The 21,487-nt window shown below is 71.5% G+C and carries 22 protein-coding genes and 1 pseudogene; 14 read left to right on the top strand and 9 right to left on the bottom strand.

Annotation, left to right across the window (positions count from 1 at the left end):
• The first annotated feature begins 6 nt into the window (after positions 1-6).
• From OG331_RS08795 to OG331_RS08785, 3 genes are all read left to right on the top strand, one after another.
• A complete protein-coding gene (locus OG331_RS08795; RefSeq protein WP_406193690.1) occupies positions 7-969 on the top strand; it encodes a phosphotransferase family protein in 963 nt (320 codons plus the stop codon).
• 59 nt (positions 970-1,028) lie between these two features.
• Positions 1,029-2,318: an ROK family protein gene (locus tag OG331_RS08790; RefSeq protein ID WP_406193688.1), complete on the top strand. Its 1,290-nt coding sequence runs from the start codon at positions 1,029-1,031 to the stop codon at positions 2,316-2,318.
• A 71-nt stretch (positions 2,319-2,389) separates the two neighbouring features.
• Positions 2,390-2,632: a hypothetical protein gene (locus OG331_RS08785; protein WP_406193686.1), complete on the top strand. Its 243-nt coding sequence runs from the start codon at positions 2,390-2,392 to the stop codon at positions 2,630-2,632.
• Between the two features lie 47 nt (positions 2,633-2,679).
• Here the strand turns inward: OG331_RS08785 and OG331_RS08780 are convergent, their stop codons facing one another.
• The 3 genes and pseudogenes from OG331_RS08780 to OG331_RS08770 form a co-directional block, all read right to left on the bottom strand.
• Complete coding sequence (locus tag OG331_RS08780; RefSeq protein WP_406193684.1) at positions 2,680-3,708, bottom strand: SDR family oxidoreductase; 1,029 nt, start codon at positions 3,706-3,708, stop codon at positions 2,680-2,682.
• Positions 3,709-3,760: 52 nt separating this feature from the next.
• A pseudogene (locus OG331_RS08775) lies at positions 3,761-4,727 on the bottom strand (SDR family NAD(P)-dependent oxidoreductase).
• 324 nt (positions 4,728-5,051) lie between these two features.
• Positions 5,052-6,074, bottom strand: coding sequence for a PHP domain-containing protein (locus tag OG331_RS08770; RefSeq protein ID WP_406193682.1), 1,023 nt, complete (start codon positions 6,072-6,074; stop codon positions 5,052-5,054).
• Between the two features lie 125 nt (positions 6,075-6,199).
• Here OG331_RS08770 and OG331_RS08765 point away from each other — a divergent pair, with 125 nt between their 5' ends.
• A complete protein-coding gene (locus OG331_RS08765; RefSeq protein WP_362385739.1) occupies positions 6,200-6,436 on the top strand; it encodes a hypothetical protein in 237 nt (78 codons plus the stop codon).
• Between the two features lie 99 nt (positions 6,437-6,535).
• Here OG331_RS08765 and OG331_RS08760 read toward each other — a convergent pair whose 3' ends face one another.
• Positions 6,536-7,813: an IS701 family transposase gene (locus OG331_RS08760; RefSeq protein WP_406190343.1), complete on the bottom strand. Its 1,278-nt coding sequence runs from the start codon at positions 7,811-7,813 to the stop codon at positions 6,536-6,538.
• Positions 7,814-8,061: 248 nt separating this feature from the next.
• Positions 8,062-9,291: a ricin-type beta-trefoil lectin domain protein gene (locus OG331_RS08755; protein WP_406193680.1), complete on the bottom strand. Its 1,230-nt coding sequence runs from the start codon at positions 9,289-9,291 to the stop codon at positions 8,062-8,064.
• 212 nt (positions 9,292-9,503) lie between these two features.
• Between OG331_RS08755 and OG331_RS08750 the strand changes: the two genes are divergently transcribed.
• A complete protein-coding gene (locus OG331_RS08750; RefSeq protein WP_406193677.1) occupies positions 9,504-10,280 on the top strand; it encodes a sulfite exporter TauE/SafE family protein in 777 nt (258 codons plus the stop codon).
• Here the strand turns inward: OG331_RS08750 and OG331_RS08745 are convergent.
• A complete protein-coding gene (locus OG331_RS08745) occupies positions 10,277-10,711 on the bottom strand; it encodes a VanZ family protein (RefSeq protein WP_406209848.1) in 435 nt (144 codons plus the stop codon). The genes OG331_RS08750 and OG331_RS08745 overlap by 4 nt on opposite strands.
• 613 nt (positions 10,712-11,324) lie before the next feature.
• Between OG331_RS08745 and OG331_RS08740 the strand changes: the two genes are divergently transcribed.
• Genes OG331_RS08740 through OG331_RS08715 form a run of 6 tightly spaced genes read left to right on the top strand, consistent with a single transcriptional unit; the run spans position 11,325 to position 15,055 of the window.
• Positions 11,325-11,507, top strand: a complete 183-nt coding sequence (locus OG331_RS08740) for a hypothetical protein (protein ID WP_406193675.1) — start codon at positions 11,325-11,327, stop codon at positions 11,505-11,507.
• Positions 11,504-11,956, top strand: a complete 453-nt coding sequence (locus tag OG331_RS08735) for a monovalent cation/H+ antiporter complex subunit F (RefSeq protein WP_406193673.1) — start codon at positions 11,504-11,506, stop codon at positions 11,954-11,956. Before OG331_RS08740 ends, OG331_RS08735 begins: the two co-directional genes overlap by 4 nt.
• The gene (locus OG331_RS08730) at positions 11,949-12,200 is read left to right on the top strand and encodes a hydrogenase subunit MbhD domain-containing protein (RefSeq protein WP_362385732.1); all 252 of its coding nucleotides are present in this window, start codon (positions 11,949-11,951) and stop codon (positions 12,198-12,200) included. Before OG331_RS08735 ends, OG331_RS08730 begins: the two co-directional genes overlap by 8 nt.
• A complete protein-coding gene (locus OG331_RS08725; protein WP_406193670.1) occupies positions 12,197-12,937 on the top strand; it encodes an MnhB domain-containing protein in 741 nt (246 codons plus the stop codon). Before OG331_RS08730 ends, OG331_RS08725 begins: the two co-directional genes overlap by 4 nt.
• 10 nt (positions 12,938-12,947) lie before the next feature.
• Positions 12,948-13,295, top strand: a complete 348-nt coding sequence (locus OG331_RS08720; RefSeq protein WP_328430338.1) for a sodium:proton antiporter — start codon at positions 12,948-12,950, stop codon at positions 13,293-13,295.
• Positions 13,295-15,055 carry a complex I subunit 5 family protein gene (locus OG331_RS08715; RefSeq protein ID WP_406193668.1) on the top strand — a complete coding sequence of 587 codons (1,761 nt, stop codon included), beginning with the start codon at positions 13,295-13,297 and terminating at the stop codon, positions 15,053-15,055. Before OG331_RS08720 ends, OG331_RS08715 begins: the two co-directional genes overlap by 1 nt.
• Before the next feature lie 844 nt (positions 15,056-15,899).
• Here OG331_RS08715 and OG331_RS08710 read toward each other — a convergent pair.
• Complete coding sequence (locus OG331_RS08710) at positions 15,900-16,562, bottom strand: DUF4230 domain-containing protein (RefSeq protein ID WP_406193666.1); 663 nt, start codon at positions 16,560-16,562, stop codon at positions 15,900-15,902.
• A 181-nt stretch (positions 16,563-16,743) separates the two neighbouring features.
• Between OG331_RS08710 and OG331_RS08705 the strand changes: the two genes are divergently transcribed.
• Positions 16,744-17,697: a ribose-phosphate diphosphokinase gene (locus tag OG331_RS08705; RefSeq protein WP_406193664.1), complete on the top strand. Its 954-nt coding sequence runs from the start codon at positions 16,744-16,746 to the stop codon at positions 17,695-17,697.
• A 15-nt stretch (positions 17,698-17,712) separates the two neighbouring features.
• Here OG331_RS08705 and OG331_RS08700 read toward each other — a convergent pair whose 3' ends face one another.
• Both OG331_RS08700 and OG331_RS08695 read right to left on the bottom strand, forming a co-directional pair.
• Positions 17,713-18,093, bottom strand: a complete 381-nt coding sequence (locus OG331_RS08700) for an anti-sigma factor antagonist (protein WP_406193662.1) — start codon at positions 18,091-18,093, stop codon at positions 17,713-17,715.
• A gap of 167 nt (positions 18,094-18,260) precedes the next feature.
• Positions 18,261-18,698, bottom strand: coding sequence for a MarR family transcriptional regulator (locus OG331_RS08695; RefSeq protein WP_363036251.1), 438 nt, complete (start codon positions 18,696-18,698; stop codon positions 18,261-18,263).
• Positions 18,699-18,801: 103 nt separating this feature from the next.
• Between OG331_RS08695 and OG331_RS08690 the strand changes: the two genes are divergently transcribed.
• Together OG331_RS08690 and OG331_RS08685 are read left to right on the top strand one after the other, a co-directional pair.
• Positions 18,802-20,253: an aldehyde dehydrogenase family protein gene (locus OG331_RS08690; protein ID WP_406193660.1), complete on the top strand. Its 1,452-nt coding sequence runs from the start codon at positions 18,802-18,804 to the stop codon at positions 20,251-20,253.
• A 25-nt stretch (positions 20,254-20,278) separates the two neighbouring features.
• Entirely contained in the window at positions 20,279-21,385 is a 1,107-nt protein-coding gene (locus OG331_RS08685; RefSeq protein WP_406193658.1) for an NAD(P)-dependent alcohol dehydrogenase, read from the top strand.
• Positions 21,386-21,487: the final 102 nt, after the last annotated feature.

Genomic DNA, 21,487 nt, shown 5'->3' with positions numbered 1-21,487 from the left:
CGCACGGTGGTGGACTCCTGGGAACGGGCCCGGCAGGTCCTGGACGCGGCGGGCATACCGCCGGACCACCTCGCCCACCTCCGCCCGCTGACGGGCGGCACGTACAACACGGTCGAGGAACTGCTCCTCACCGACGGCAGCCGGTACGTGCTGAAGGTGCCGCCCGCACCGACCGTCCCGGGGCTGCGGCACGAGCGCCGGCTGCTGGTGTCCGAGGCCGAGTTCCACCGCGGGGCCGCCGAGGCGGACGTACCTGCACCGCGTGTGGTGGCCGGCGGGGACCGGCTGCTGATGACGGCCTGTCCCGGGGAGCCCTGGAACGGTGAGCTCGCCGACGCCGAACGGACGGCCCTGCGCAGGGAGTTGGGTAGTCAGGTGGCCCGTCTGCACCGGGTGACCGGACCGGGCTTCGGCTATCCGTCCGGTGCCCTGGGCCCGCTCGCCGCCGACTGGCGCACCGCGTTCACCGGGATGCTGGATGCCGTCCTCGACGACGCCCGCCGCTACGGGGCCCGGCTGCCCCGCCCCGCCGACGCCGTGGCCCACACGCTCCGGGCCGCCTGCGACGCACTCGACGACGTCACCGTCCCGTACCTGGTCCACTTCGACCTGTGGCAGGGCAACATCCTGGTGGACCGCGCATCGGGGGAGGCCCGGATCGGCGGCCTCATCGACGGGGAGCGGATGTTCTGGGGCGACCCGCTGGCCGATTTCGTCTCCCTGGCGCTCCTGGACGACATCAAGAAGGACGAGGCGTTCCTCGCCGGCTATCGGGAGGCCGGGGGCCGGGCCGACTTCGACGTTCCCGCCCGGCTGCGGCTGGCCCTCTACCGCTCCTACCTCTACCTGATCATGCTGACGGAGACGATCCCCCGCGCGGTCGACCCCGCACAGCACCGCTGGGTCCAGGACACGGTGGCTCCGGAGCTGGTGGCTGCGCCGGCCGAGATCGAGGATCTGACGCCGTAGGCCACAATGAGGGACGATTCGAACAGGGCGCGGAGCAGGGCCGACCGAAGGGGAGCCGCATGGCGGGGCGGAACGGGCGCACGGTACGAGATCTCAGACGGGGCAACCGGACGGCCGTGCTGCAGCGCCTCTACTTCGACGGCCCTCTCAGCCGCTTCGAACTGGGCCCCGCGACCGGGCTCAGCTCCGGTTCCGTCAGCAACGTCGTCGCCGATCTGATCGCCGACGGTCTGGTCGAGGAGGCCGGCAGCGTCGACTCCGACGGCGGCCGGCCCCGCATCCTGCTGCGCGTCGCACCCGGCAGCGGTCACATGATCGGCATCGACGTCGGCGAGACCCGGGTGCGGATCGGGCTGTTCGACCTGACCCTCACCGAACTCGCCCGCGCGGAGCGGCCGTTGGCGCAGCAGCGGTACGAGGTCGAGGGCATCGTCGGCCATGTGCGCGACGGCATCACCGAGGTGCTCGCGGGCGCCGGGGTCGGACCCGAGCGGCTCCTCGGCGTCGGCATCGGCGTTCCCGGGATCGTCGAGCGCATGCCCCGGCTCGGTGCCGTCGTGCACGGACAGACGATCGGCTGGGACGCGGTACCGCTGGAGCAGCGCCTGCGCGACGGCTCCCAACTCCCGGACTCCGTCCCCTACTTCATCGACAACGGCGCCAGGACCCTCGGCCAGGCCGAGATGTGGTTCGGCGGCGGACGCGGCGCCCGCAACGCGATCGTGGTCCTCTTCGGCTCCGGCGTCGGCGCCTGTCTGGTCACCCCCGAGGTGGAGCACGGCCGGGCGGTCGAGTGGGGGCACCTGACGGTACGGGTCCGGGGGCGCCGCTGCCGCTGCGGTGCGCTCGGCTGCCTGGAGGCGTACGCGGGCGCCGAGTCGCTGCTGGCGCGCTGGGGCGAGGAGGGCGGGACCCTGCCGGAGGGCGCCGACGAGGAGACGGCACTGGCGGCGCTGCTGGCCGGCGCGTATCCGCCCGAGGGCGGCGCGGCCGACCCGGTGGCGCTCGCCGTACTGGAGGAGACCGCCGAGTACCTGGGCGCGGGCCTGTCCGACCTGATCAACCTCTTCCAGCCCGAGCGCATCTTGATCGGCGGCTGGGCGGGACTGCGGCTCGGCGCCCGTCTCCTGCCCTCCGTACGCCGTCACGCCGCCGCCTACGCCCTGCGGCATCCGGCCGGGAGAGTCACGATCGACGTGGGCCGGCTCGGCCCCGAAGCCGTCACCGTCGGTGCGGCGATCCTGCCGCTCGCCGACTTCTTCGCCCGCGGCGGCCGGCGCGCCGGGCCCGCGGCCGAGGGCCCGGCGCCCGCGTGGCACACGAACCTGGCTCAGCGGGTGGCGCACTGAGGTTTCGCCCGCGGCCCGGGCGGTACTCGCGGGCCCTCGGACGACCTTGAACGACGCGAAAGAGGTGCACCATGGCCGACGACCGTCGCGAGGCGCCGGAACAGACCGGCGAGCCGATACCGAGGGATCTGCCGGACCAGCAGGCCGCCCCGGGGGAGGACCCGTGGGATCTGCAAGCCGGGCCGGCGGAGGACACGACCACCGAAGCGGACGACGTGCCCGACACCGATGAGGCGGGCACGGGCCGGCAAGGCGGGCGGCAGTCCGGTGCGGTCCACCCCGAACACCCGGCGCCCGAGGAGTCGCCGGGCTGAGAGACGAGTTCCGGCCCGGGGGCGAGCGGGGCGCCGCAGGACGTGGCTCAGCCCACCTTGCGGCCCCGCATGGGCTCGGTCGGTTCGCCCGCACCGCGCTGGAGGCCCTGAACGAACTCCTCCAGCACCTCGGTCGCCGTGCGCTCCGGCCGCCAGCCCAGTTCCGTACGCGCCCGCGTGCAGTCCATCAGGGGCAGTCCGAGGACCGCGTCGAAGAGGTGCGGGGAAGCGGGCAGCAGGTGCAGCCCCCACGCGGCGGCGATCGCCGAGCGGGCCGCCGTGCGCGGGAGCCGGACCGGGCGGGCCCCGAGCATCTCGCCCAGCACCCTCGCGTCGACCGGCGGCTCGGCCGCCAGGTTGAACGCCCCGCGCGCGTCGGACTTCACGGCCAGCTGATACGCCGTGGCCGCGTCGTCGCTGTGCAGGGCCTGCACCCGCAGTCCCGGGATGTCGGGCAGGAACCGCAGCAGCTCGGGTCGCGCCAGCGGCCCCGGCAGGAACCGCCCGCCGAAGATACGGCGCTGCTCACTCGCCGACTGCCGCTTGAACAGGAACGCCGGCCGCATCCGCACCACCCGCACCCTGGGGTGGGCCCGGTCGAAGGTGTCCAGCGCCCGTTCCAGGTAGGCCTTCTCCCGGCAGTACGCGGCGTCGGGCCAGCCGTGCGTCGGCCACGACTCGTCCACGGCGTGATCCTTCGGACCCGGCGAGTACGCGCCCACCGACGACGCATGGACCAGTGCCGGGACCCTGGCGGCCGCCACCGCCTCGAAGACCTGCATGCCGCCCAGCACGTTCGTGCGCCAGGTCGCGGCCGGATCATGCGTCGGCTGGAACGCCCAGGCCAGATGGATGACGGCGGCGGCGCCCTCGAACACGTCCGCCAGATCGGAACGCTCGGACGCCAGGTCCACCGCCGCCCACTGCGTCTTCGGCGGCGACCAGTCGGGGATCCGGCGGGCCAGCCCCAGTACGGAGCCGACGTCCGGATCCTCCGAGAGGAGTCGCACCACACTCGTACCGACATTGCCCGTGGCACCGGTGACGACGATCCTTCGGGCCGCTTCGCTGCTCACCTGCGGCTCCTCCCGGAGAGTGGGGACGGGAGCCCCCGAGTACCCACTGTGGCTAGGCGGGGAACGCGTTCACGCCCGTCAGCTCCGCCGACAGCGTCCACAGCCGCGCCGCCTGCTCCGGGTCGGTGGCCCAGCCCATGACGCCGCTGCGGTCCTCGTCGTCCCCGGCAGCGGGCCCGGCGATGTCACAGTCCTCCAGATAGACCCCGCCCATGCCGTTGAGCTGCGGCGACGTCGCGGCCCACACCTGCGTGGCCGCGCCCTGCTCAGGGGTCTTGAAGGCCTCGGGGTGGAGCATGTTGCCCTGCTCGTCGATCCAGCCGCGCTCCACCATCTCCTCCTTGGCGAGGTGGCGCTGCAGCGGGGTGAGGATGCCGCCCGGGTGGAGCGAGAAGGCCCGTACCCCGTGGCCGGCGCCGAGCTTGTCGAGGTGGACGGCGAACAGGACGTTCGCGGTCTTCGCCTGCCCGTACGCCCTCCCACTTGTCGTAGCCGTGCCGCCAGTGGACGTCGTCCCAGCGGATCCCGGACAGGTGGTGGCCGCGCGAGGAGACCGACACCACTCGGGCGCCGCCGGGTTCGATCGCCGGCCACAGCCGGTTGACCAGGGCGAAGTGACCGAGGTGGTTGGTCGCGAACTGTGCCTCCCAGCCCGGCCCCACCCGGGTCTCGGGGCAGGCCATGATCCCGGCGTTGTCGATCACGATGTCGACCGTGCGGCCGGAGGCGAGGAAGCGCTCGGCGAAGCCGCGCACGCTCTCCAGGTCGCCCAGGTCCAGCTCGTCCACCTCGACGCCGGTGAGGCCGGACAGCGCCTCCTCGGCGGCGGCGCGGCGGCGGGCGGGGACGACGACACGGGCGCCCGCCTTGGTGAGTGCCCGCGTGGTCTCCAGGCCGAGGCCGGAGTAGCCGCCGGTGACGATCGCGAGCTTCCCGGTCAGGTCGATGCCCCGCAGGACGTCGTCGGCGGTGCTGGTTGCCCCGAAACCGGAGCCGATCTTGTGCTGTGCAGTGCTCATGTGCGGAACGCTACGAATTCGAGCGCTCTCGAAGTCAAGCCGACCTGTGGGACACGCCCGAACAGGAAGAAGCCCCGGCCGGACGGGGGAGTTCCGGTCGGGGCGGTCCTTAGGTGTGGGCGCGGATGGCGGTCGCCTCTCGGCGAAAGGCTCCACAGGGCTTCAGCCGAACGATCGTCCCTGTGGGCAAAAGGTGAGGCCCGGGGACACTGTCCCATCCGCACCCACGGCTGGTTCAACGGGCAACTACCGGTGAGTGTTCCTGCGTTTCCGACGAAGCCCGGTGATGTGCATCACGCCCCACCCCCGCTCGTTGCCCCCCGCTCACTTCACCGCCGACTTCTCACGCGTCCACGCCAGCAGTTCGTCCGCCGTCCAGGTGGTGAGCACCCGTTCGGCGGGCACCTCGCACTCCTCCGCCCGCGCACAGCCGTACCGCTGCCAGTCGAGCTGCCCGGGCGCGTGCGCGTCGGTGTCGACGGAGAACAGCACGCCCGCCGCCACGGCCTGCCGCAGCAGCCGACGGGGCGGGTCCAGCCGCTCGGGCCGACTGTTGATCTCCACCGCCGTTCCGGACTCGGCGCACGCGGTGAACACCTCGTCCGCGTCGAACTCCGACTCCGGCCGGCCCCGCCCGGTGATCAGCCGACCGGTGCAGTGGCCGAGGATGTCCGCATGCGGACTGCGTACGGCGGCGACCATCCGGCGGGTCATCGAGCGCGCGTCCATCCGCAGCTTGGAGTGCACGGACACGACCACCACGTCGAGCCGCTCCAGCAGCTCGGGTTCCTGGTCGAGCGAGCCGTCCTCCAGGATGTCGCACTCGATGCCGGTGAGCAGCCGGAAGGGCGCCCAGGCCGCGTTCAGCTCCGCCACCACGTCCAGCTGCTCGCGCAGCCGGTCCGCCGACAGCCCGCGGGCCACGGTCAGGCGCGGCGAGTGATCGGTCAGCACCGCCCACTCGTGGCCGAGCTCGGCCGCCGTCCGGCCCATCTCCTCGATCGGGCTCCCGCCGTCCGACCAGTCGGAGTGCAGATGGCAGTCCCCGCGCAGCAGCTCCCACAGCCGGTGGCCGTTCACGGGCGGCTCGGCCGCCGGCCTGCCCTCCAGGTCCGTCAGATAGGCGGGCACCTGCCCGGCCAGCGCCTCGCGCACCACCTGGGCCGTCTTCGGGCCGACGCCCTTGAGCGACTCCAGCGTCCCGGCCTGTGCCCGCGCCCGCACCTCGTCCGCGGGCAGCCCGGCCAGCACCCGGGCGGCCGTACGGAAGGCACGTACGCGATACGTCGGCTCCAGTGACCGCTCCAGCAGAAAGGCGATCCTGTTCAGCGCGTCGACGGGATCCATCGCCACCTCCTCCTCCAGGGTTCCCCGGCCCTGCGGCGCCCGCACGGCGGCGGACGGAGCGGCGGCTGCGTGTCGCGGTCCGCCTGGAGGATTCGCTGACGCGGGTTGCGTTCTACGCTCTATTCATGACCGAAAGCGCGAGCCCGCACATTTCACAGCCGCGGATCATGGTGCTCGGGGTTCAGCCGGGCACGCCTCCGTTCCGCATCATGGAGATCGACGGTGAAGTCGTCGGTCAGCCGAGGACGATCACCGACGTCCTGGAGTACGCCGCCGCGTTCGGCATCACGGTCCACGACCTGGACGACCCGGACGTGGTCCGCTGGGTCGGCGGAGACAAGTTCACCTGGCACCACCACTAGTAGGACTCCGTTAGGTTGCTCTGGCTCTGGGGTTTTGGCTGGTGGTGGATGTTCTGGGCAGGGGGCGGTGGCAGGTGGTGCAGGTGCCGGTCCAGCAGTTCAGCAGGTCCTGGATGGCGTCGAGGGTCTGGTAGAGGGTGAGTTGGCTGTATCGGCTTTTGGGGCCAGTCGCTGTTCGGTGAGGAACGCGTGGGCGGCGGTGACCAGGGTGACGTGGTGATGCCAGCCGTTCCAGGAACGTCCCTCGAAGTGGTCCAGGCCGAGGCCGTGCTTGAGTTCCCGGTAGTCGTGCTCGATGCGCCAGCGGATCTTCGCCAGGCGGACCAGTTCGGCGATTGGGGTGTCTGCGGGCAGGTTGGACAGCCAGTAGCCGGTGGGTGCTTCGGCGCCGTCGGGCCATTCGGCCAGCAGTGTGACCTCAGGCAGGACGCCGTCCCAGTGGCCGTGTGAGGCGAGGGCGGCGGCCTGGGCGAGGCGTTTGGATTTGATCCCGGCGGGCCGCACCTGCAGGGACAGGAAGTGTGAGCGCAGCGGTCCGCGGGATCCTTCCCGCCAGGTCACCTCGGTGAAGGCCTGCCGTCCGTGGCCGGCCACCAGCGCGGCCACCGGAGTCGGCCTGTCGCGGTAGCGGGGCTGCGGCTTGCGGCCGTTGCCGGACCAGGTGGGGGCCATGGGCATCGCATCATGCGGGTGGACGGTCACATCCGAGCGGATCGCCACCACGTAGTCGATGCTGCGATGTTCCAGGCCGTCGCGGAAGTCGGCGTTCTGTCCGTAGCCGGCGTCGGCCACCAAAACCGGAGGCACCAGACCCCATCCGGCCAGCTCATCGATGGTGTCCAGGGCCAGACGCCACTTCTCCCGGTGCCCGATCTCGTCGGGCATCCCGGTCTTGCGCCGGCGAACCGGATCGTGCGCCCACTCCTCAGGCACGAACAGGCGCCATTGCAGCGGACAGGACGCCGTGTCGGAGACCGCGTGCACACTCACTGCGACCTGGCAGTTGGCCTGCTTGCCCAGCGCCCCGCAGTACTGGTGGGCGACCGCCACCGACATCTTCCCGTCCTTGGGAAACGACACGTCATCGACCGCCCACGCGTCCGGACCGACCAGCGGCACCATCCGCTGCGCAATCCGCCGCCGCACCGGCAGCGGATCCCACGTCGACTGGTTCACGAACTGCTGCAGATTCTGCTCGTTGCCGTCCGGCAGCCGCTGCGCCATGGCCTGGATGGACTTGCGGCGACCGTCCACCATCAGTCCCCGCAGATAGCAGTCGCTCTTGGCCCGCTGGTCCTTGCGCGGCACCGAGGCGAACACATCAGCCACGAATAACGCCAACTTCGCCCGAGCCCGGTTCACTTCATGTGTATCCACACCTTCAGCGTTCCCCCAAACAGGACCGACAGGCAGACATAACGGAGTCCTACTAGGGCCTGTTGCGAAAGTGGCCTCTGCCGCGCGACGCCCGGCACGCGCTCTCGCCGCACCGCCCGAAAACCCGAGTACGCCCAGTACGAGGGCTTTCGGGCGGCACGCCGAGAGCACGCACCGGACGCCGCGCGGCCGCCCTGCGGGCGACGAGGCCACTTTCGCAACAGGCCCTAGGCGGCCGGACGGCCGGGTCAGCCGACCGTCCATTTCTGGTTGCCGCCACCGCCGCAGGTCCAGATCTGCAGCCGGGTGCCGTTGGCCGAGTTGTTGCCGGTCACGTCGAGGCACTTGTCGGCCTGCGGGTTGACGATGTCCCCTGCCGCGCTGACGGCCCATCTCTGGTTGGGGCCACCCGTGCAGTCCCACAGCTGGACCGGCGTGCCGTCCGCCGTGCCGTTCCCGGTGGCGTCCAGACACTTGCCGAGCGCGCGGAGCGTGCCGTCCGAACCCCGGGACCACTGCTGGGCGGCACTGCCGTTGCAGTCGTAGAGCTGTACGGGCGTACCGTTCGCGGAGCTCGCCCCGGCCACGTCCACGCACTTCCCGGCCAGCCCCCTGATCGCGCCGCCGGCGGAACTGGCGCCGGTCGTCACCGAGACGTGGTCCACCACCAGTTGCTGCGGGAACACCGTGGAGCCGTCCGGGTCGCCGGGCCAGTAGCCGCCCACCGCGAGGTTCAGGATCAGGAAGAACGGCTTGTTGAAGACCCACTGCCTGCCGCCCAGGTCGGCGGGTGTGCGCCGCTGGTAGACGTTGCCGTCCACGGACCAGGTGATCGAGTCGGGTGCCCAGTCGACGGCGAAGGTGTGGAAGGCGTCCGCGAAGGCCTGTCCGTTCGGGAGGGAGTAGCCGGCGCCTATGCCGCCCGACCCGGAGTAGCCGGGGCCGTGGAGGGTGCCGTGGACCGTCGAGGGCTCGAAGCCGACGTTCTCCATGATGTCGATCTCGCCCGAGTCCGGCCAGTTGACCGGTGTGCCGAGCATCCAGAACGCGGGCCACATGCCCTGCCCGCGCGGCACCTTCATACGCGCCTCGATGTGCCCGTACTGGGCCGTGAACTTGCCGGAGGTGTTCAGCCGGGCCGAGGTGTACTGACAGGTGCCGTACCAGCACTGGTAGTTGGCGGGGTTCTCGCGCCGGGCGGTGATCACCAGGTGGCCCTGGCCGTCCAGCGCCGCGTTCTTGTTGCCCGAGGTGTAGTACTGCCGCTCGTGGTTGTTGACGTTGTCGCCGGTCTCGATCTGCCACTTCGACGAGTCGACCGCGGCGCCCGCGGGCCCGTCGAAGTTGTCGGAGAACGTCACCGCGGCGGCCGAGACGTCAGGAGGTTCGGCCTGCGCGGGGCCGATCGCGGCGGACGCGACCAGGACGGCCGACAGAGCGGCGAGGAGAGCCGTGCGGAGCAGGCGTGGGGAGGCCATCGTGCTCCCTTCCATACGGCGGCCCGTGCGGACGGGGTGCGCCGAGCGAGGTGGGGGGTGAAGGTGTCGCCACTTGATTTAAGGAGTGAGGTAAGGGGCCGTCAATACCTTGGTACGGACCAGAACTTGAGTGTCCGGATATCGCGGAGAGATCGCCCCCACCCGGCATGGTTCGTCCGCCGCCGAAGTGTCGGGTTCCTAGGCTTCTCGCCATGAACGCCGCACACATCGGTGAACTGCTCGCCATTCTGGGCGCGGGCCTGGCCGCCGGTGCCGTCAACGCCGTCGTCGGCTCGGGGACGCTGATCTCGTTCCCTGTCCTGCTGGCGACCGGCCTGCCACCCGTCACCGCCACGGTCTCCAACGCGCTCGGGCTGATCCCCGGCTCGATCAGCGGAGCCATCGGCTACCGCGAGGAACTGCGCGGTCAGCGCCGGCGCCTGCTGAAGTGGGGCGCCGGCGCCGTCCTCGGCGGGCTCAGCGGCGCCGCGCTGCTCCTCACCCTGCCCGCCTCGGCGTTCGAACGGATCGTGCCGGTCCTCGTGGGCCTCGCCCTCGTGCTGGTCGTCCTCCAGCCGCTGATCAGCGGGAAGGTGAGCAGCCGCCGGGCACGGAAGGGAAAGCCGGCGCGCCCCGACGGCGGCCCCCTGCTGCTTGTCGGACTGACCCTGGCCAGCGTCTACGGCGGCTACTTCGCGGCGGCCCAGGGCATCATCTACGTCGCTCTGATGGGCATGCTCCTCGACGACAGCCTGCAACGCCTCACCGGCGCGAAGAACGTGCTCGTCGCGGTGGTCAACTCCGTTGCCGCGCTGTTCTTCCTCGTCTACGCGGAGTTCGACTGGACGGCCGTGGGCCTCCTCGCGATCGGGTCCGCAGCCGGCGGCCTCCTGGGAGCCAGGACGGGTCGCCGGCTGCGCCCCGCTGTGTTGCGCGCGTTCATCGTGGTCGTCGGCACGGTGGCCATCGTCCAGTTGGTGCTGCGTTAGGCCTTCGCGGGGCGGGACCCCCGGGCGTGCACCACGCGGCTGAGTCGGCGACCCAGCAGGAGGTAGCCGAGCAGGGCGCCGGTGGTGTTGAGGATGACGTCGTCGATGTCGAAGGCGCGCCCCGTCACCAGGGCTCCCTGCGCGAACTCGACCAGAAGCATGACGGTCGCCGTCAGCAGCAGCACCCGCAGGACACCGCGCGTTCGTGGCGCGACGACGGGAACGAGGATGCCGAACGGGACACCCAGCAGCACATTGCCCCCGATCTGCTTGACGGCGTCGCGCAGTTCGGGCTGGTCCAGATAGGCCCGCAGCGAACTGCCAGGCTGCAGATTGGTGTGCGTCAGGGCCTCGGACGCGGGGGAGGGCTGCAGGGTGAGCTTCGCCAGCACGACGGCAAACGCGACCATGAACGCGAAGGCGCACAGCATGGCGAGGAGACGGGCGAGAAACCGCAGGGGGCTTCGTATGGGGCGCGCGGTGCGCTCGGGGGTGGCGGCGCGTTCGGACTTCTTTGCGGTGCGTCCGGGCTTTGCGGTGCGTCCGAGCCTGGCCCTGAGTCCGGGCTTGGCGGTACCTCCCGATTTTGCGCGGCCCGCGGACTTGCCCGCGCCCCGCGACTTCGAGCCGCCTGCCGACCGAGCCGCCTTTCGCCACTTCGCGCCCAGTGCGGACTTGAGGGAACCCGCGGACTTCGAGCGCCCCGCGGACTTGCCGGAACTTGCGGACTTCGCTCCTCCTGCCGCCTTGGCGGCACCTCTGGATTTGGGGGTGCCGGGGTGCAACGCGGCACGCGAACGTGAGGTCCCACCGGCCATGCGATCCTCCAGTCTTCAACAGTCCTTCGTGGTAGGCCGTTTACCCCCGTCCCGTGTCGAGATGCCCAGCGAGGCGGAGCCCGGTATCACAGCCGCCCCCGGTTTCCCTTCACGCTGTCGGGGCACTCCGGGCGGAGGCCGCGCGTGCCGCCGCCTCCGTCATCCGGGGTGGTGTTTGGATGACGCGGAACGGAAGTAACGGACATCCGGCTCGCGGAGGTGGCGCATGGACCGGCGTACGACGCTCCTCGCCGCGACCGAGTTCCTGGCCTGGTGGGCCGCGCTCGCCGCACTGTGGCTGATCCTCGTCACCACCGTGGACACCCTGGAACTCGCGGTCGGCGCGGGCGTCGCCGGCGTGGCAGCGCTCGCGGCCGTCGCCGCGCGCCGGGCGGTGGCCGGTCGATGAACGGCTGGCTCCTCGCCGCGACCGTCGTGCTCGGCGGGGGAGTGGGCGCCACCGTCTGGGGCGCCGCCACCGGACCGCTGCGGCGCCGGGTCGTCGCCCAGAACCTGTCCACCGCCCTGGCCTGCCCCGGACTGCTCCTGCTCGCCCAGGGATACGACCGCCCCGCTTACGTCGATCTCGCCCTGGTCCTCGCCCTGCTCGGCCCGCTCGGCACCCTCGTCTTCGCCCGCCTGCTGACCGGCGAACTCGCCGACGACCCGCCGCGCGCCCGGGGCCTGACGTGGGCGGCCGCCGGCCTCGGCGCGGCCGTGGTGCTGGCGCTGTGCGTGGCGGAGGGGCCGAGCCGGGCGATGGTGAAGGTCCTGCTCACCGGCGCGCTGCTGATCGGCGGGAACTTCGTCGCCTCCCACGCGCTGTCCGGCGGCATCGCGAGGGTGCGCGGTGGCTGACGCGGTGATCGTCGTCGCGCTGCTGCTGGTCGCCGGCTGCGCGACCGTGGCCGTACTGGTCCGCGACCCCGTGCGCCAGGCCCTCGTGCTGGCCGTCCTCGGCGTCGTACTGGCCGTGCTCTTCACCGCGGTGCAGGCGCCGGATGTCGCCCTGTCGCAACTGGCGGTCGGCGGGGCCCTCACCCCGCTGCTGTTGCTCCTGTCGGTCCGCAAGGTCAAGCGGCGCAAGGAGCGTGACGAATGAACCCGCGCACCCGGCTCCGGCTCGTCGCCGTCGGCGGCACCGGCCTGGCCGCGCTCCTCGTCGCGGCATGTCTGCGGCTGCCCGACTTCGGCGGCGACAGCCACCCGTACGGCGACCGCGCGGTGCGCGATTCCCTCGCCCGGCAGACCGCCAACACCATCGCCTCCATCAACTTCGACCAGCGTGCCTTCGACACCATGGGCGAGATGACCATCCTGTTCGCGGCCGTCGTCGGCTGTGTCGTCCTGCTGCGGCAGACCAGCGACGAGCACCGAGCCCGGCCCGAACCCGCCGACGTCGCCCCGCCGGTGCGCCGTTACGCCCTGATCGTCCTGCCGGTCGCCCTGGTCGTCGGCCTGTACGTCATCGCGCACGGGCAACTCAGTCCCGGCGGCGGCTTCCAGGGCGGCGTCGTCGCCGCGACCGCCCTGCACCTGCTCTACATCGGCGCCGACTACCGCGCCCTGGAACGTGTCCGCCCGGTCGGCCTGTACGAGGTCGGTGACGCCGTGGCGGCCTCGGCCTACCTGGTCACCGGCCTCGCGGGCCTCATCGGCGGCACCGCGTTCCTCGCCAACACCCTGCTGCCGTACGGCACGTTCAACACGCTGTCCTCCGGCGGCACCGTGCCGCTGCTGAACGCGGCCGTCGGCATGGAGGTCGCCTGCGCGGTCGTCGTGCTGCTCGCCCGCTACCTGGACCAGGCCGTCGAGATCGAGGAGGAGAGCGGGAAGTGAGAGCGCCGTGATGGACGTCCTGCCGTACCTCGTCGCCGTATGGATCTTCCTCGTCGGCTGCTACGGCCTTGCCACCAGCCGCAATCTGATCCACGCCGTCGGCTGTCTGGCCGTCTGCCAGTCGGCCACGTACGTCCTGCTGCTGGCGGTCGGCTACCGCGACGACGCCACCGCGCCCGTCTTCTCCGACCTGGAGCCCGGCTCACGCCCCGTCGTCGACCCGGTCGTCCAGGCCCTCGCCCTCACCGACGTCGTCGTCGGTGCCACCGTCACCGCACTTCTGCTCGCGCTCGTCATCCAGGTCGCCAAGCGGCACGGCACCGTCGACCCCGACGAACTCTCCGAGCTGCGCGGCTGATGAACGACCTGCTGCCGCTGCTCGTCGCCGTGCCGCTGCTCGGTGCCGCCCTCCTGGTCGCCGGTGGCCGTCGCCTGCCCCGCGTCGTCGCGGACTCCGTGGCCTGTGCCGTGTCGGCGGGCACGGCCGGGCTCGCGATCGTGCTGTCGCTGAACTCCTCGCCGCCGATGGTCGAATGGGTCGGTGGCTGGACGCCCGTGGAGGGCCGCAGCGTCGGCATCGTCCTGGTCGGGGACGGCGCGGGGCTCGGCATGGCCGCCCTGGCCTCCCTGCTGACCCTCGCGGCCCTGGCGTACTCCTGGCGCTACTTCGAAGAACCCCCGCGTCGGCACGCCGGTTCGTTCCCCGCGCTGGTCCTGCTCCTCCAGGCGGGCATGTGCGGATTCGCCATCGCGGGCGACCTGTTCAACGCGTTCGTGTGGTTCGAGCTGATGAGCGTCGTCGCCTACGCGCTGACGGGCACCCGGGTCGAGGAGGCCAAGGCCGTGCAGGGCGCGCTGACCTTCGGCGTCGTCACCTCGCTCGGCGCCTACGCCATGCTGATGGGCATCGCGCTGCTCTACGCCCGCACCGGCGAGCTCGCCATGGACGGGATCGGGCGCGGCCTCGATGCCCACGGGCCGCCGGACGCGCTGGTCCTGGCCGCCTTCGTACTCGTCCTGACCGGCCTGCTGATCAAGTCGGCCGCGGTGCCGTTCCACTTCTGGCTCCCGGACGCGCACGCCGTCGCACCCACGCCGGTGTGCATGCTGCTGTCGGGCGTCATGGTCGAACTCGGCGTGTACGGCGTCTGGCGGGTGTACGGCACGGTATTCGCCGGACCCGGCGGGATCCCGGCGGCCGACCTGGAGCGGGTCCTCGTCGTGCTGGGCGCGGTGACGGCGGTGATCGGCGCGGTCATGTGCTGGTACCAGCGGCACATCAAACGGCTGCTGGCGTACTCGACGGTCGCCCACACCGGACTGTTCCTGATCGGCATCGGCGTCCTCACACCTCAGGCCGACGACGGGGTCGCGCTGTACGTCCTCGGACACGCCGGCGTGAAGGCCGCGCTGTTCGCCTGCACCGGCATCCTCCTCGACCGGTACGGCAACGTCGACGAGCACGCGCTGCACGGGCGTGCCCGTGAACTGCGCGGCGTCGCCGTGATGTACGTGGTGGGCGGGCTCGCCCTCGCCGGACTCCCGCCCTTCGGGACGGGGTTCGGGAAGGCCGTCACGGAGAAGGCCGCGGGCGGCTCGCTGACCCTGCTGTACGTGATCGCGAGCGCGGTCACCGCCGCGGCCGTACTGCGGGTCGCCGCCCGGGTGTTCTTCGGACTCGGCCCGACACCTGCGGACGACCCCGAGTACGAGACGACCGGCGCCGGCGAACGGCCCGAGACCCGGCACCGGCTCAGCCGGATCCCCGACACCATGACCGCGGTACCCGCCGTCCTGCTCGCCGGCTCCCTCGCCGTCGGTGTGGCTCCCGGCTTCGGCGAGGTCGTCGCCCACGCCGTCAACGAGGCCGGTTCGGGCGGCGCCGTGGTCCCCGCCCCGCACTGGACCCCGGCCGGCGTCCTACTGGACCTCACCTCGACCGTACTGGCCCTCGGCCTGGCAGCCCTGGCCGTAACCCGCCCCGACCTCCTGGCCGCCCCGTCCCACGCACGCCCCCTACGTCGCCTGCAGTCCGGGCACCTCGGGGACTACGTGGCCTGGGTACTGGTAGGAGCCACCCTGCTGGGCGCACTGGCCCTGCCGGGCCTGCTGACATAGGCCCCTACCGCCCAAGGCCCGCCGGGCGCCGTCCGCCATGTGCCTTGCCGGAGCGCGATCCGGCTTCGCCGCGCGAGCGCTGGGCGCCGAGCGACCGCACGGGCCGCCAGGCTTGATGTGGCTTCACCGAGGCGAGCCCGGCGGCTCCACGCGGGGCGGGCAGCCAGCTGACGTAGGCCTTGCCCTCAAGTGCCCCCTGCGCCGGGCGCCGTCCGCCATGTGCCTCGCCGGAGCGCGATCCGGCTTCGCCGCGCGAGCGCTGGGCGCCGAGCGACCGCACGGGCCGCCAGGCTTGATGTGGCTTCACCGAGGCGAGCCCGGCGGCTCCACGCGGGGCGGGCAGCCAGCTGATGTAGGCCTTGCCCTCAAGTGCCCCCTAGCGCCGGGCGCCTTCCGGTATGCGCCTCGCCGGGGCGCGGATCCGGCGTCGCCGAGGCAAGTCGGGTGGGCTCCATCCGGGGCCGGCAGTCAGCTGTCGTAGGACGCTTCTCTCAGGTGCCCCCTGCGCCGGGCACCGTCCGGCATGGGCCTCGGCGGAGCGCCCGCACGGCTTCGCCGCCGCGCGCCGGCAGTCGGCGATCGCACGCTCCCCCCAACGCTTGACGTCGGTTCGCCGAGGCCGCCCGGCGGCGTCACCAGCAGTCGGCGGTCGGCCGGGCGGGCCCGTCGTGCCGGCCCACGGGAGATGCCCGCCCGCCGGGCGTCGTCGGCATCGGCCTCACCGGAGCGCCCACGTGGCTTCTCGCCGCGCGAGCGCTCCGGCACCCCCTTGACATGGCTTCGCGAGGCCCGCCCGGAGTCCCTCAGGGCAGGCGCCCGTGAACCCGGGGAAAAGCCATGCGCATCAGGCCCCGTACGTCACCTTCACCTCCTTGAACCCCAGTGAGTGGAGCAGGCCTTCGAGCATGCCGGTGGTGTTGGTCTCGGCACGGGCCGTCAGTTCGCTGTCCTTGGCCGCGTCGCCGATGTGCTTCACCGCCAGCTTCTGCACGGCCTGTTCGCTGTTCGGGTTGTCCGAGAAGAGGTCACCGAGGCGGTCGAGGAGACCGCGCTGCTTCGAGACGGCGTAGGAGCGGTCGGGGTCGAGGGACGGTTTGCCGAGGGCGGCGTGCGGCAGGCGGAGCGTGGCGGACGTACGGTCCTCGTTGACCGTGACGTCGTCCTCGCCGACCTTGCCGAGGTCGACATAGGCGTCCACGGTGCCCGCACCGACGTACAGCGTGCGGGAGCCGCGGATCGCGTCGGGCAGGAGCTTGGCGTCCTTCTCCAGATCCACGACGATCTGGAAGTTGCCGGAGGCGGCGTCGTAGCGGCTCATGTCCTGGATGGACTGGAGCAGTGCGGGACCCGAGCGGTCGTTGGTCTCGGTGCCGAACAGGTCCTTGAGGCCGGGGAGCACGCTGAACCGGATCCCGGCGAAGAAGACGACGAGCACCAGTACGAGGGCGCTCACCACCTTCGCCCAGCCGGGCATGCGCTTGTTGATGCGCTTGATGGGAGTCGTCATGTCGACGTTCCTCCTTCCCTGCCCTTCGGATACCCCCAAACCCCCTGGAGGACCGGATCGTTGGCCGATCGGCACCTCCGAGCGGGGCAGGGACGTCCACGCCCACGGCCGCGCTGCAACGTTTCTGCCGAGGTCAGTAGCATGAGTCCGCCACCCGGAATGATCATTCGAGGAGCGGATCGTGCGAGAGATCGCCGTGTTCAGCGGTAGTGCCCACCCCGAACTGGCGGCGGAGGTCTGCGCGCAGCTGGGGGTGCCGCTCAGCCCCAGCCGGGTCAGCCGGTTCGCCAACGACTGCCTGGAGGTGCAGCTCCAGGCCAACTGCCGGGAACGGGACGTCTTCCTGATCCAGCCCCTGGTCCGGCCTGTGCAGGAACACCTCGTAGAACTGCTGCTGATGTGCGACGCCGCCCGCGGCGCTTCCGCGGGCCGGATCACCGTCGTCATGCCGCACTACTCCTACGCCCGCTCCGACAAGAAGGACGCGCCCCGCATCTCCCTCGGCGGCCGGCTCGTCGCCGACCTGATGGTGTCGGCCGGCGCCGGCCGGGTCCTCGCGATGACGCTGCACTCGCCCCAGGTGCACGGCTTCTTCACCGTGCCGGTCGACCACCTGCACGCGCTGCGCGAACTCGCCGCGCACTTCCGGCAGTACGACCTCTCCCGTACGACCGTCGTGTCGCCGGACCTGGGCAACGCCAAGGAGGCCGCCGCGTTCGCGCGGATGATCGGTGCCCAGGTGGCCGCCGGTGCCAAGCAGCGGTTCGCGGACGACCGGGTCAGCATCAACTCCGTGATCGGCGAGGTGACCGGTCGGGACGTCATCATCCTGGACGACGAGATCGCCAAGGGCAGCACGGTCCTCGAGCTCCTCGACCGGCTGCGGGAGCTGGGGCCGCGCTCGATCCGCGTGGCCTGTACGCACGGCCTGTTCGCGTCCGGCGCGCTGAAGCGGATCGGGGAGCAGCCCGACGTACTGGAGATCGTGTGCACCAACACGGTGCCGGTGCCCGCGGAGGAGCGCACCGAGAAGCTGCGGATCCTGTCCATCGCCCCGGCGCTCGCCGAGGCCGTGCGCCGCATTCACAACGGGGAGTCCGTCAGCGCCCTGTTCGACGCGCCGGGCACCGAATAGCAGGGGGCGAGGCCCTCACAACGTGCCGGACGTGGCCTCCGGCTGGTTCAGGGCCGCGTCCAGGGTGGGATGCGGGGGCAGCAGCCGGGACAGGCCGGTGATCCTCAGGACGCGCAGGGTGAGCGGGTGAGTGCAGACCAGGTGTAACTGCCCGCCGTGGTCGAAGGTCCGGCCGCGGGCCCGGTACAGCAGGCGCAGTCCGGAGCAGTCGAAGAACTCGACCATCCTGAGGTCGATCACGATCCGCGCGTCGGGGTGCGCCGTGACCCGGTCCAGGTACGGGGCGATCTCCACCGCGGCGGCGATGTCGATCTCGCCGCGGAACTCCAGCACCGTGTGTTCCCGGTGCCGATGGACGCGCAGATGCCGGCTGAACGGCGCAGGTTCCTGCTGCACGACGACATCGCCTCCAACCTGCTCAGGGTGCGGCGGGGATGCAGCCCGGGTGAGCGCAAATCCTGTCCCCGCACTGCAAGTTACCCTCGATTGAGCGAATCTGAGCATGTTCGATTGACATATGTCTTTGATTTGCGTCAGAGGCTTCGCGTGATGTTTGGGGTTGACTACGACAGCGCGTGCCAGGCCTTGGAGAGTGCCTGGCGGAACTGCTCGGCCTGATGAGCAGTGAGGTCTCGCACCATCTGCTCCTCCAGCTCCCGCACGGGCCCCGCGTGCCGCGCCAGCAGCTCACGCGCGGCGTCGGTCAGCAGGATCTGCAGCTCCCGGCGATTGTCGGGATTGCGCTCCCGGCGCACCAGCCCGCGGCCCTCCAGGGATCGCACGAGATCGGCGATCGACTGCGCGGTGACGAAGGAGTCGCGGGCGAGCTGTGCGGCCGAGAGTCCGTCGTGGCGTTCCAGGACGGTCAGTGCCGTGTACTGGAGCGCGGTGATCCCGGACGGCTTGACCAGCTCGTCCAGGTGGGAGCGCACGACCAGCTCCACCTGCTTCACCATGTAGAGAAGCGAGGGATGGGCTTTGGCTGCCTGGGTGTCGAGCATGACTTCAGCCTAGAGCATTGACAGGAAACCTGTCTGTAATGAGACTGCGGACAAACAGGAATCCTGTTGGTTGAAATCTTGGCGATGAGGCTGAGGAGTGGCGATGACCACCTTCGAGATCGAACCCGGTCGGTTGTTCATCGGGGGCCAGTGGCGCGAGGCCGCCGACGGAGCGCGCGCCGAGGTGGTCGACCCGTCCCGCGGTGCCGTCGTCACCACCGTCGCGGACGCCGGTGCCGCCGACGTGGACGCGGCCGTGCGCGCCGCGCGGGAGGCCTTCGACGACGGTGCCTGGTCCGGACTGAGCGGCCGCGAGCGGGGCCGGGTGCTGTACCGGGTCGCCGAACTGATCCGGGAGAACTCCGACACCATCGCCGAGCTGGAGAGCCGTGACGTCGGCAAACCGATCACGCTCGCCCATGCCGTCGACGTCACCAATGCCGCCAACGACTACGAGTACTTCGCCGCCCTCGCCCAGTCCCTGGACGGCTCCGTCCGGGACACGCCCATGAACGCCCTCGCCTACGTCCGCCGCCGGCCGATCGGGGTGGTCGCGGCGATCACGCCGTACAACTTCCCCCTGATCCTGGCCGGTTCGAAGATGGCCCCGGCGCTCGCGGCCGGTAACACGGTGGTGCACAAGCCTGCCGAGGAGACCCCGCTGAGCGCCCTGTACATGGCCGAGCTCTTCAAGCGCGCCGGTGTCCCCGACGGCGTGGTCAACGTCGTCACCGGTGGCCCCGCCGCGGGCGAGGCGCTGCTGCGGCACTCCGGAGTGGACAAGGTCGCCTTCACCGGCTCGACCGCGGTCGGCCGCAGGGTCGCCGCCCTCGCCGGTGAGTCGCTCAAGCCCGTGACCATGGAGCTCGGCGGCAACGCGGCCCACCTCGTGTTCGAGGACGCCGATCTGGAGAAGGCCGTCGGGGCGATCATCAAGGGGTTCGTCTTCAACACCGGGCAGTTCTGCATGGGCGGACCCCGGCTGCTGGTGGCCCGCCAGGTCCACAGCACGCTGCTCGGCATCCTCGCCGACGCCGTGCCCGACGTTCCGCTGGGCGATCCCCGGCGGCCCGAGACCGTCATCGGCCCGATGGCGGGGGAGCGGCATCTGCGCAAGGTCGAGGAGTACGTCGAACTGGCCCGCAAGGAAGGCGGCCGTATCGTCTGCGGCGGCGAGCGGCTCGACCTCGGCGGCGGCTACTACTACAAGCCCACCGTGATCGCCGACCTGCCGAACGACTCCCGCGTGATCCAGGAGGAGATCTTCGGCCCGGTGCTCACCGTCCAGCCCTTCGACTCCGAGGACGAGGCCGTCGAGCTGGCCAACTCCACGCCGTACGGGCTGGCCTCCGGCGTCCAGACCGGCAACCTGGCCCGTGCCCACCGAGTCGCCGACCGGCTCCGGGCCGGCATCGTCTGGGTCAACGACTGGGCGATGCTCGACCCCGCGGTCCCCTTCGGCGGGGTCAAGGACTCCGGATTCGGCCGCGAGTACGGGACCGAGGCGCTCGACGCCTACACCACGACCAAGTCCGTCGTCGTCTCGCTCGACTGAGCGCCCCCGCCAAGGAGTTCGTACGATGTCCATCCCCACTCGTGCCGCCGTCGTCGAGTCCGGCGGAGCGCCCTTCACCCTCTGTGACGTCGAGCTCGACGAGCCCGGACCGCACGAGGCCGTTGTCCGCATGGTGGCGACCGGTCTGTGTCACACGGACCTCGGTGTGGCGAGCGGCGGACTGCCCTTCCCGCTCCCCGGCGTCCTCGGACATGAGGGCGCGGGTGTCGTCGAGGCCGTCGGCCCGGCGGTGACCGGCGTCGCGCCCGGCGACCACGTCGTGCTGTCCTTCACCTCGTGCGGTGACTGCCGCACCTGCCGTGGCGGCCACCCCGCGTACTGCGCGACCTGGCTGCCGCTGAACCTCATCGGCGGCCGACGGGCCGACGGAACCGGCACCATCAGCCGGGGCGGGGAGGAGCTGGGCGGGCACTTCTTCGGCCAGTCCTCCTTCGCCGAGCGGGCGTTGGTGGACGAACGCAGCCTGGTGAAGGTCGACCCGGAGGTGCCGCTGGCCTCGATCGCCCCGCTCGGCTGCGGCGTGCAGACCGGAGTCGGCGCCGTATGGAATGTGCTGAGGCCGGTCACCGGCAGCACCGTCGTCGTCCTCGGCGCGGGAGCCGTCGGCCTCTCCGCGGTCATGGCCGCCGCTCTGACCCCCGCCACCCACATCGTCGCCGTCGACCGGGTCGACGAACGCCTGTCGCTGGCCAAGGAGTTGGGCGCCACCCACACCGTCAACGCCGCCGAGGCCGACCTCGGCGAGGCGCTCGGCGAGATCACCGGGGGCCAGGGCGCCGACGGCGTCGTGGAGACCACCGGCAACGTCGGCGTCCTGCGCCAGGGCGTCGACGCGCTGGCCGCCCGCGGCACCCTGGTCGTCGTGGGCGCCCCGCCCTTCGGCACCGAAGTCGCCCTGGACGTCAACGGACTGCTGGGCGGCAAGCAGATCGTCGGCCTCACCCTCGGCGACGCCGAGACGCAGACCTTCATCCCCGCCCTGGTCCGGCTGGTGAAGGAAGGCCGACTCCCATTGCACCGCCTGATCAGCAGCTATCCGTTCGCGGACATCGACCAGGCGGTGCGGGACATGGGCGCGGGCAAGGCGATCAAGCCCGTGCTGACGTTCTGACCCATCCGACCGAATCGACCGCGAGCCGACCGAATAGACCGCGAGCCGACCGAGTCGACCGGGAGTCGACCGAGTCGTGAGGGGCGGCCGATCGGCCGATCC

Source organism: Streptomyces sp. NBC_01017, assembly GCF_045162795.1.
In the GTDB taxonomy this organism is placed as follows: Bacteria; Actinomycetota; Actinomycetes; order Streptomycetales; family Streptomycetaceae; genus Streptomyces; species Streptomyces machairae.
The sequence above is the reverse complement of the archived record's forward strand: the minus strand, read 5'-3'. Positions and strand labels throughout refer to the sequence as shown.

Excerpts from the sequence above, each read along its gene's own strand:
- OG331_RS08790 (WP_406193688.1), top strand. The coding sequence starts at position 1,029 with ATGGCGGGGCGGAACGGGCGCACGGTACGAGATCTCAGACGGGGCAAC.
- OG331_RS08785 (WP_406193686.1), top strand. The coding sequence starts at position 2,390 with ATGGCCGACGACCGTCGCGAGGCGCCGGAACAGACCGGCGAGCCGATA.
- OG331_RS08770 (WP_406193682.1), bottom strand. The coding sequence starts at position 6,074 with ATGGATCCCGTCGACGCGCTGAACAGGATCGCCTTTCTGCTGGAGCGG.
- OG331_RS08765 (WP_362385739.1), top strand. The coding sequence starts at position 6,200 with ATGACCGAAAGCGCGAGCCCGCACATTTCACAGCCGCGGATCATGGTG.
- OG331_RS08755 (WP_406193680.1), bottom strand. The coding sequence starts at position 9,291 with ATGGCCTCCCCACGCCTGCTCCGCACGGCTCTCCTCGCCGCTCTGTCG.
- OG331_RS08750 (WP_406193677.1), top strand. The coding sequence starts at position 9,504 with ATGAACGCCGCACACATCGGTGAACTGCTCGCCATTCTGGGCGCGGGC.
- OG331_RS08745 (WP_406209848.1), bottom strand. The coding sequence starts at position 10,711 with ATGCTGTGCGCCTTCGCGTTCATGGTCGCGTTTGCCGTCGTGCTGGCG.
- OG331_RS08740 (WP_406193675.1), top strand. The coding sequence starts at position 11,325 with ATGGACCGGCGTACGACGCTCCTCGCCGCGACCGAGTTCCTGGCCTGG.
- OG331_RS08735 (WP_406193673.1), top strand. The coding sequence starts at position 11,504 with ATGAACGGCTGGCTCCTCGCCGCGACCGTCGTGCTCGGCGGGGGAGTG.
- OG331_RS08725 (WP_406193670.1), top strand. The coding sequence starts at position 12,197 with ATGAACCCGCGCACCCGGCTCCGGCTCGTCGCCGTCGGCGGCACCGGC.
- OG331_RS08720 (WP_328430338.1), top strand. The coding sequence starts at position 12,948 with ATGGACGTCCTGCCGTACCTCGTCGCCGTATGGATCTTCCTCGTCGGC.
- OG331_RS08715 (WP_406193668.1), top strand. The coding sequence starts at position 13,295 with ATGAACGACCTGCTGCCGCTGCTCGTCGCCGTGCCGCTGCTCGGTGCC.
- OG331_RS08710 (WP_406193666.1), bottom strand. The coding sequence starts at position 16,562 with ATGACGACTCCCATCAAGCGCATCAACAAGCGCATGCCCGGCTGGGCG.
- OG331_RS08695 (WP_363036251.1), bottom strand. The coding sequence starts at position 18,698 with ATGCTCGACACCCAGGCAGCCAAAGCCCATCCCTCGCTTCTCTACATG.
- OG331_RS08690 (WP_406193660.1), top strand. The coding sequence starts at position 18,802 with ATGACCACCTTCGAGATCGAACCCGGTCGGTTGTTCATCGGGGGCCAG.
- OG331_RS08685 (WP_406193658.1), top strand. The coding sequence starts at position 20,279 with ATGTCCATCCCCACTCGTGCCGCCGTCGTCGAGTCCGGCGGAGCGCCC.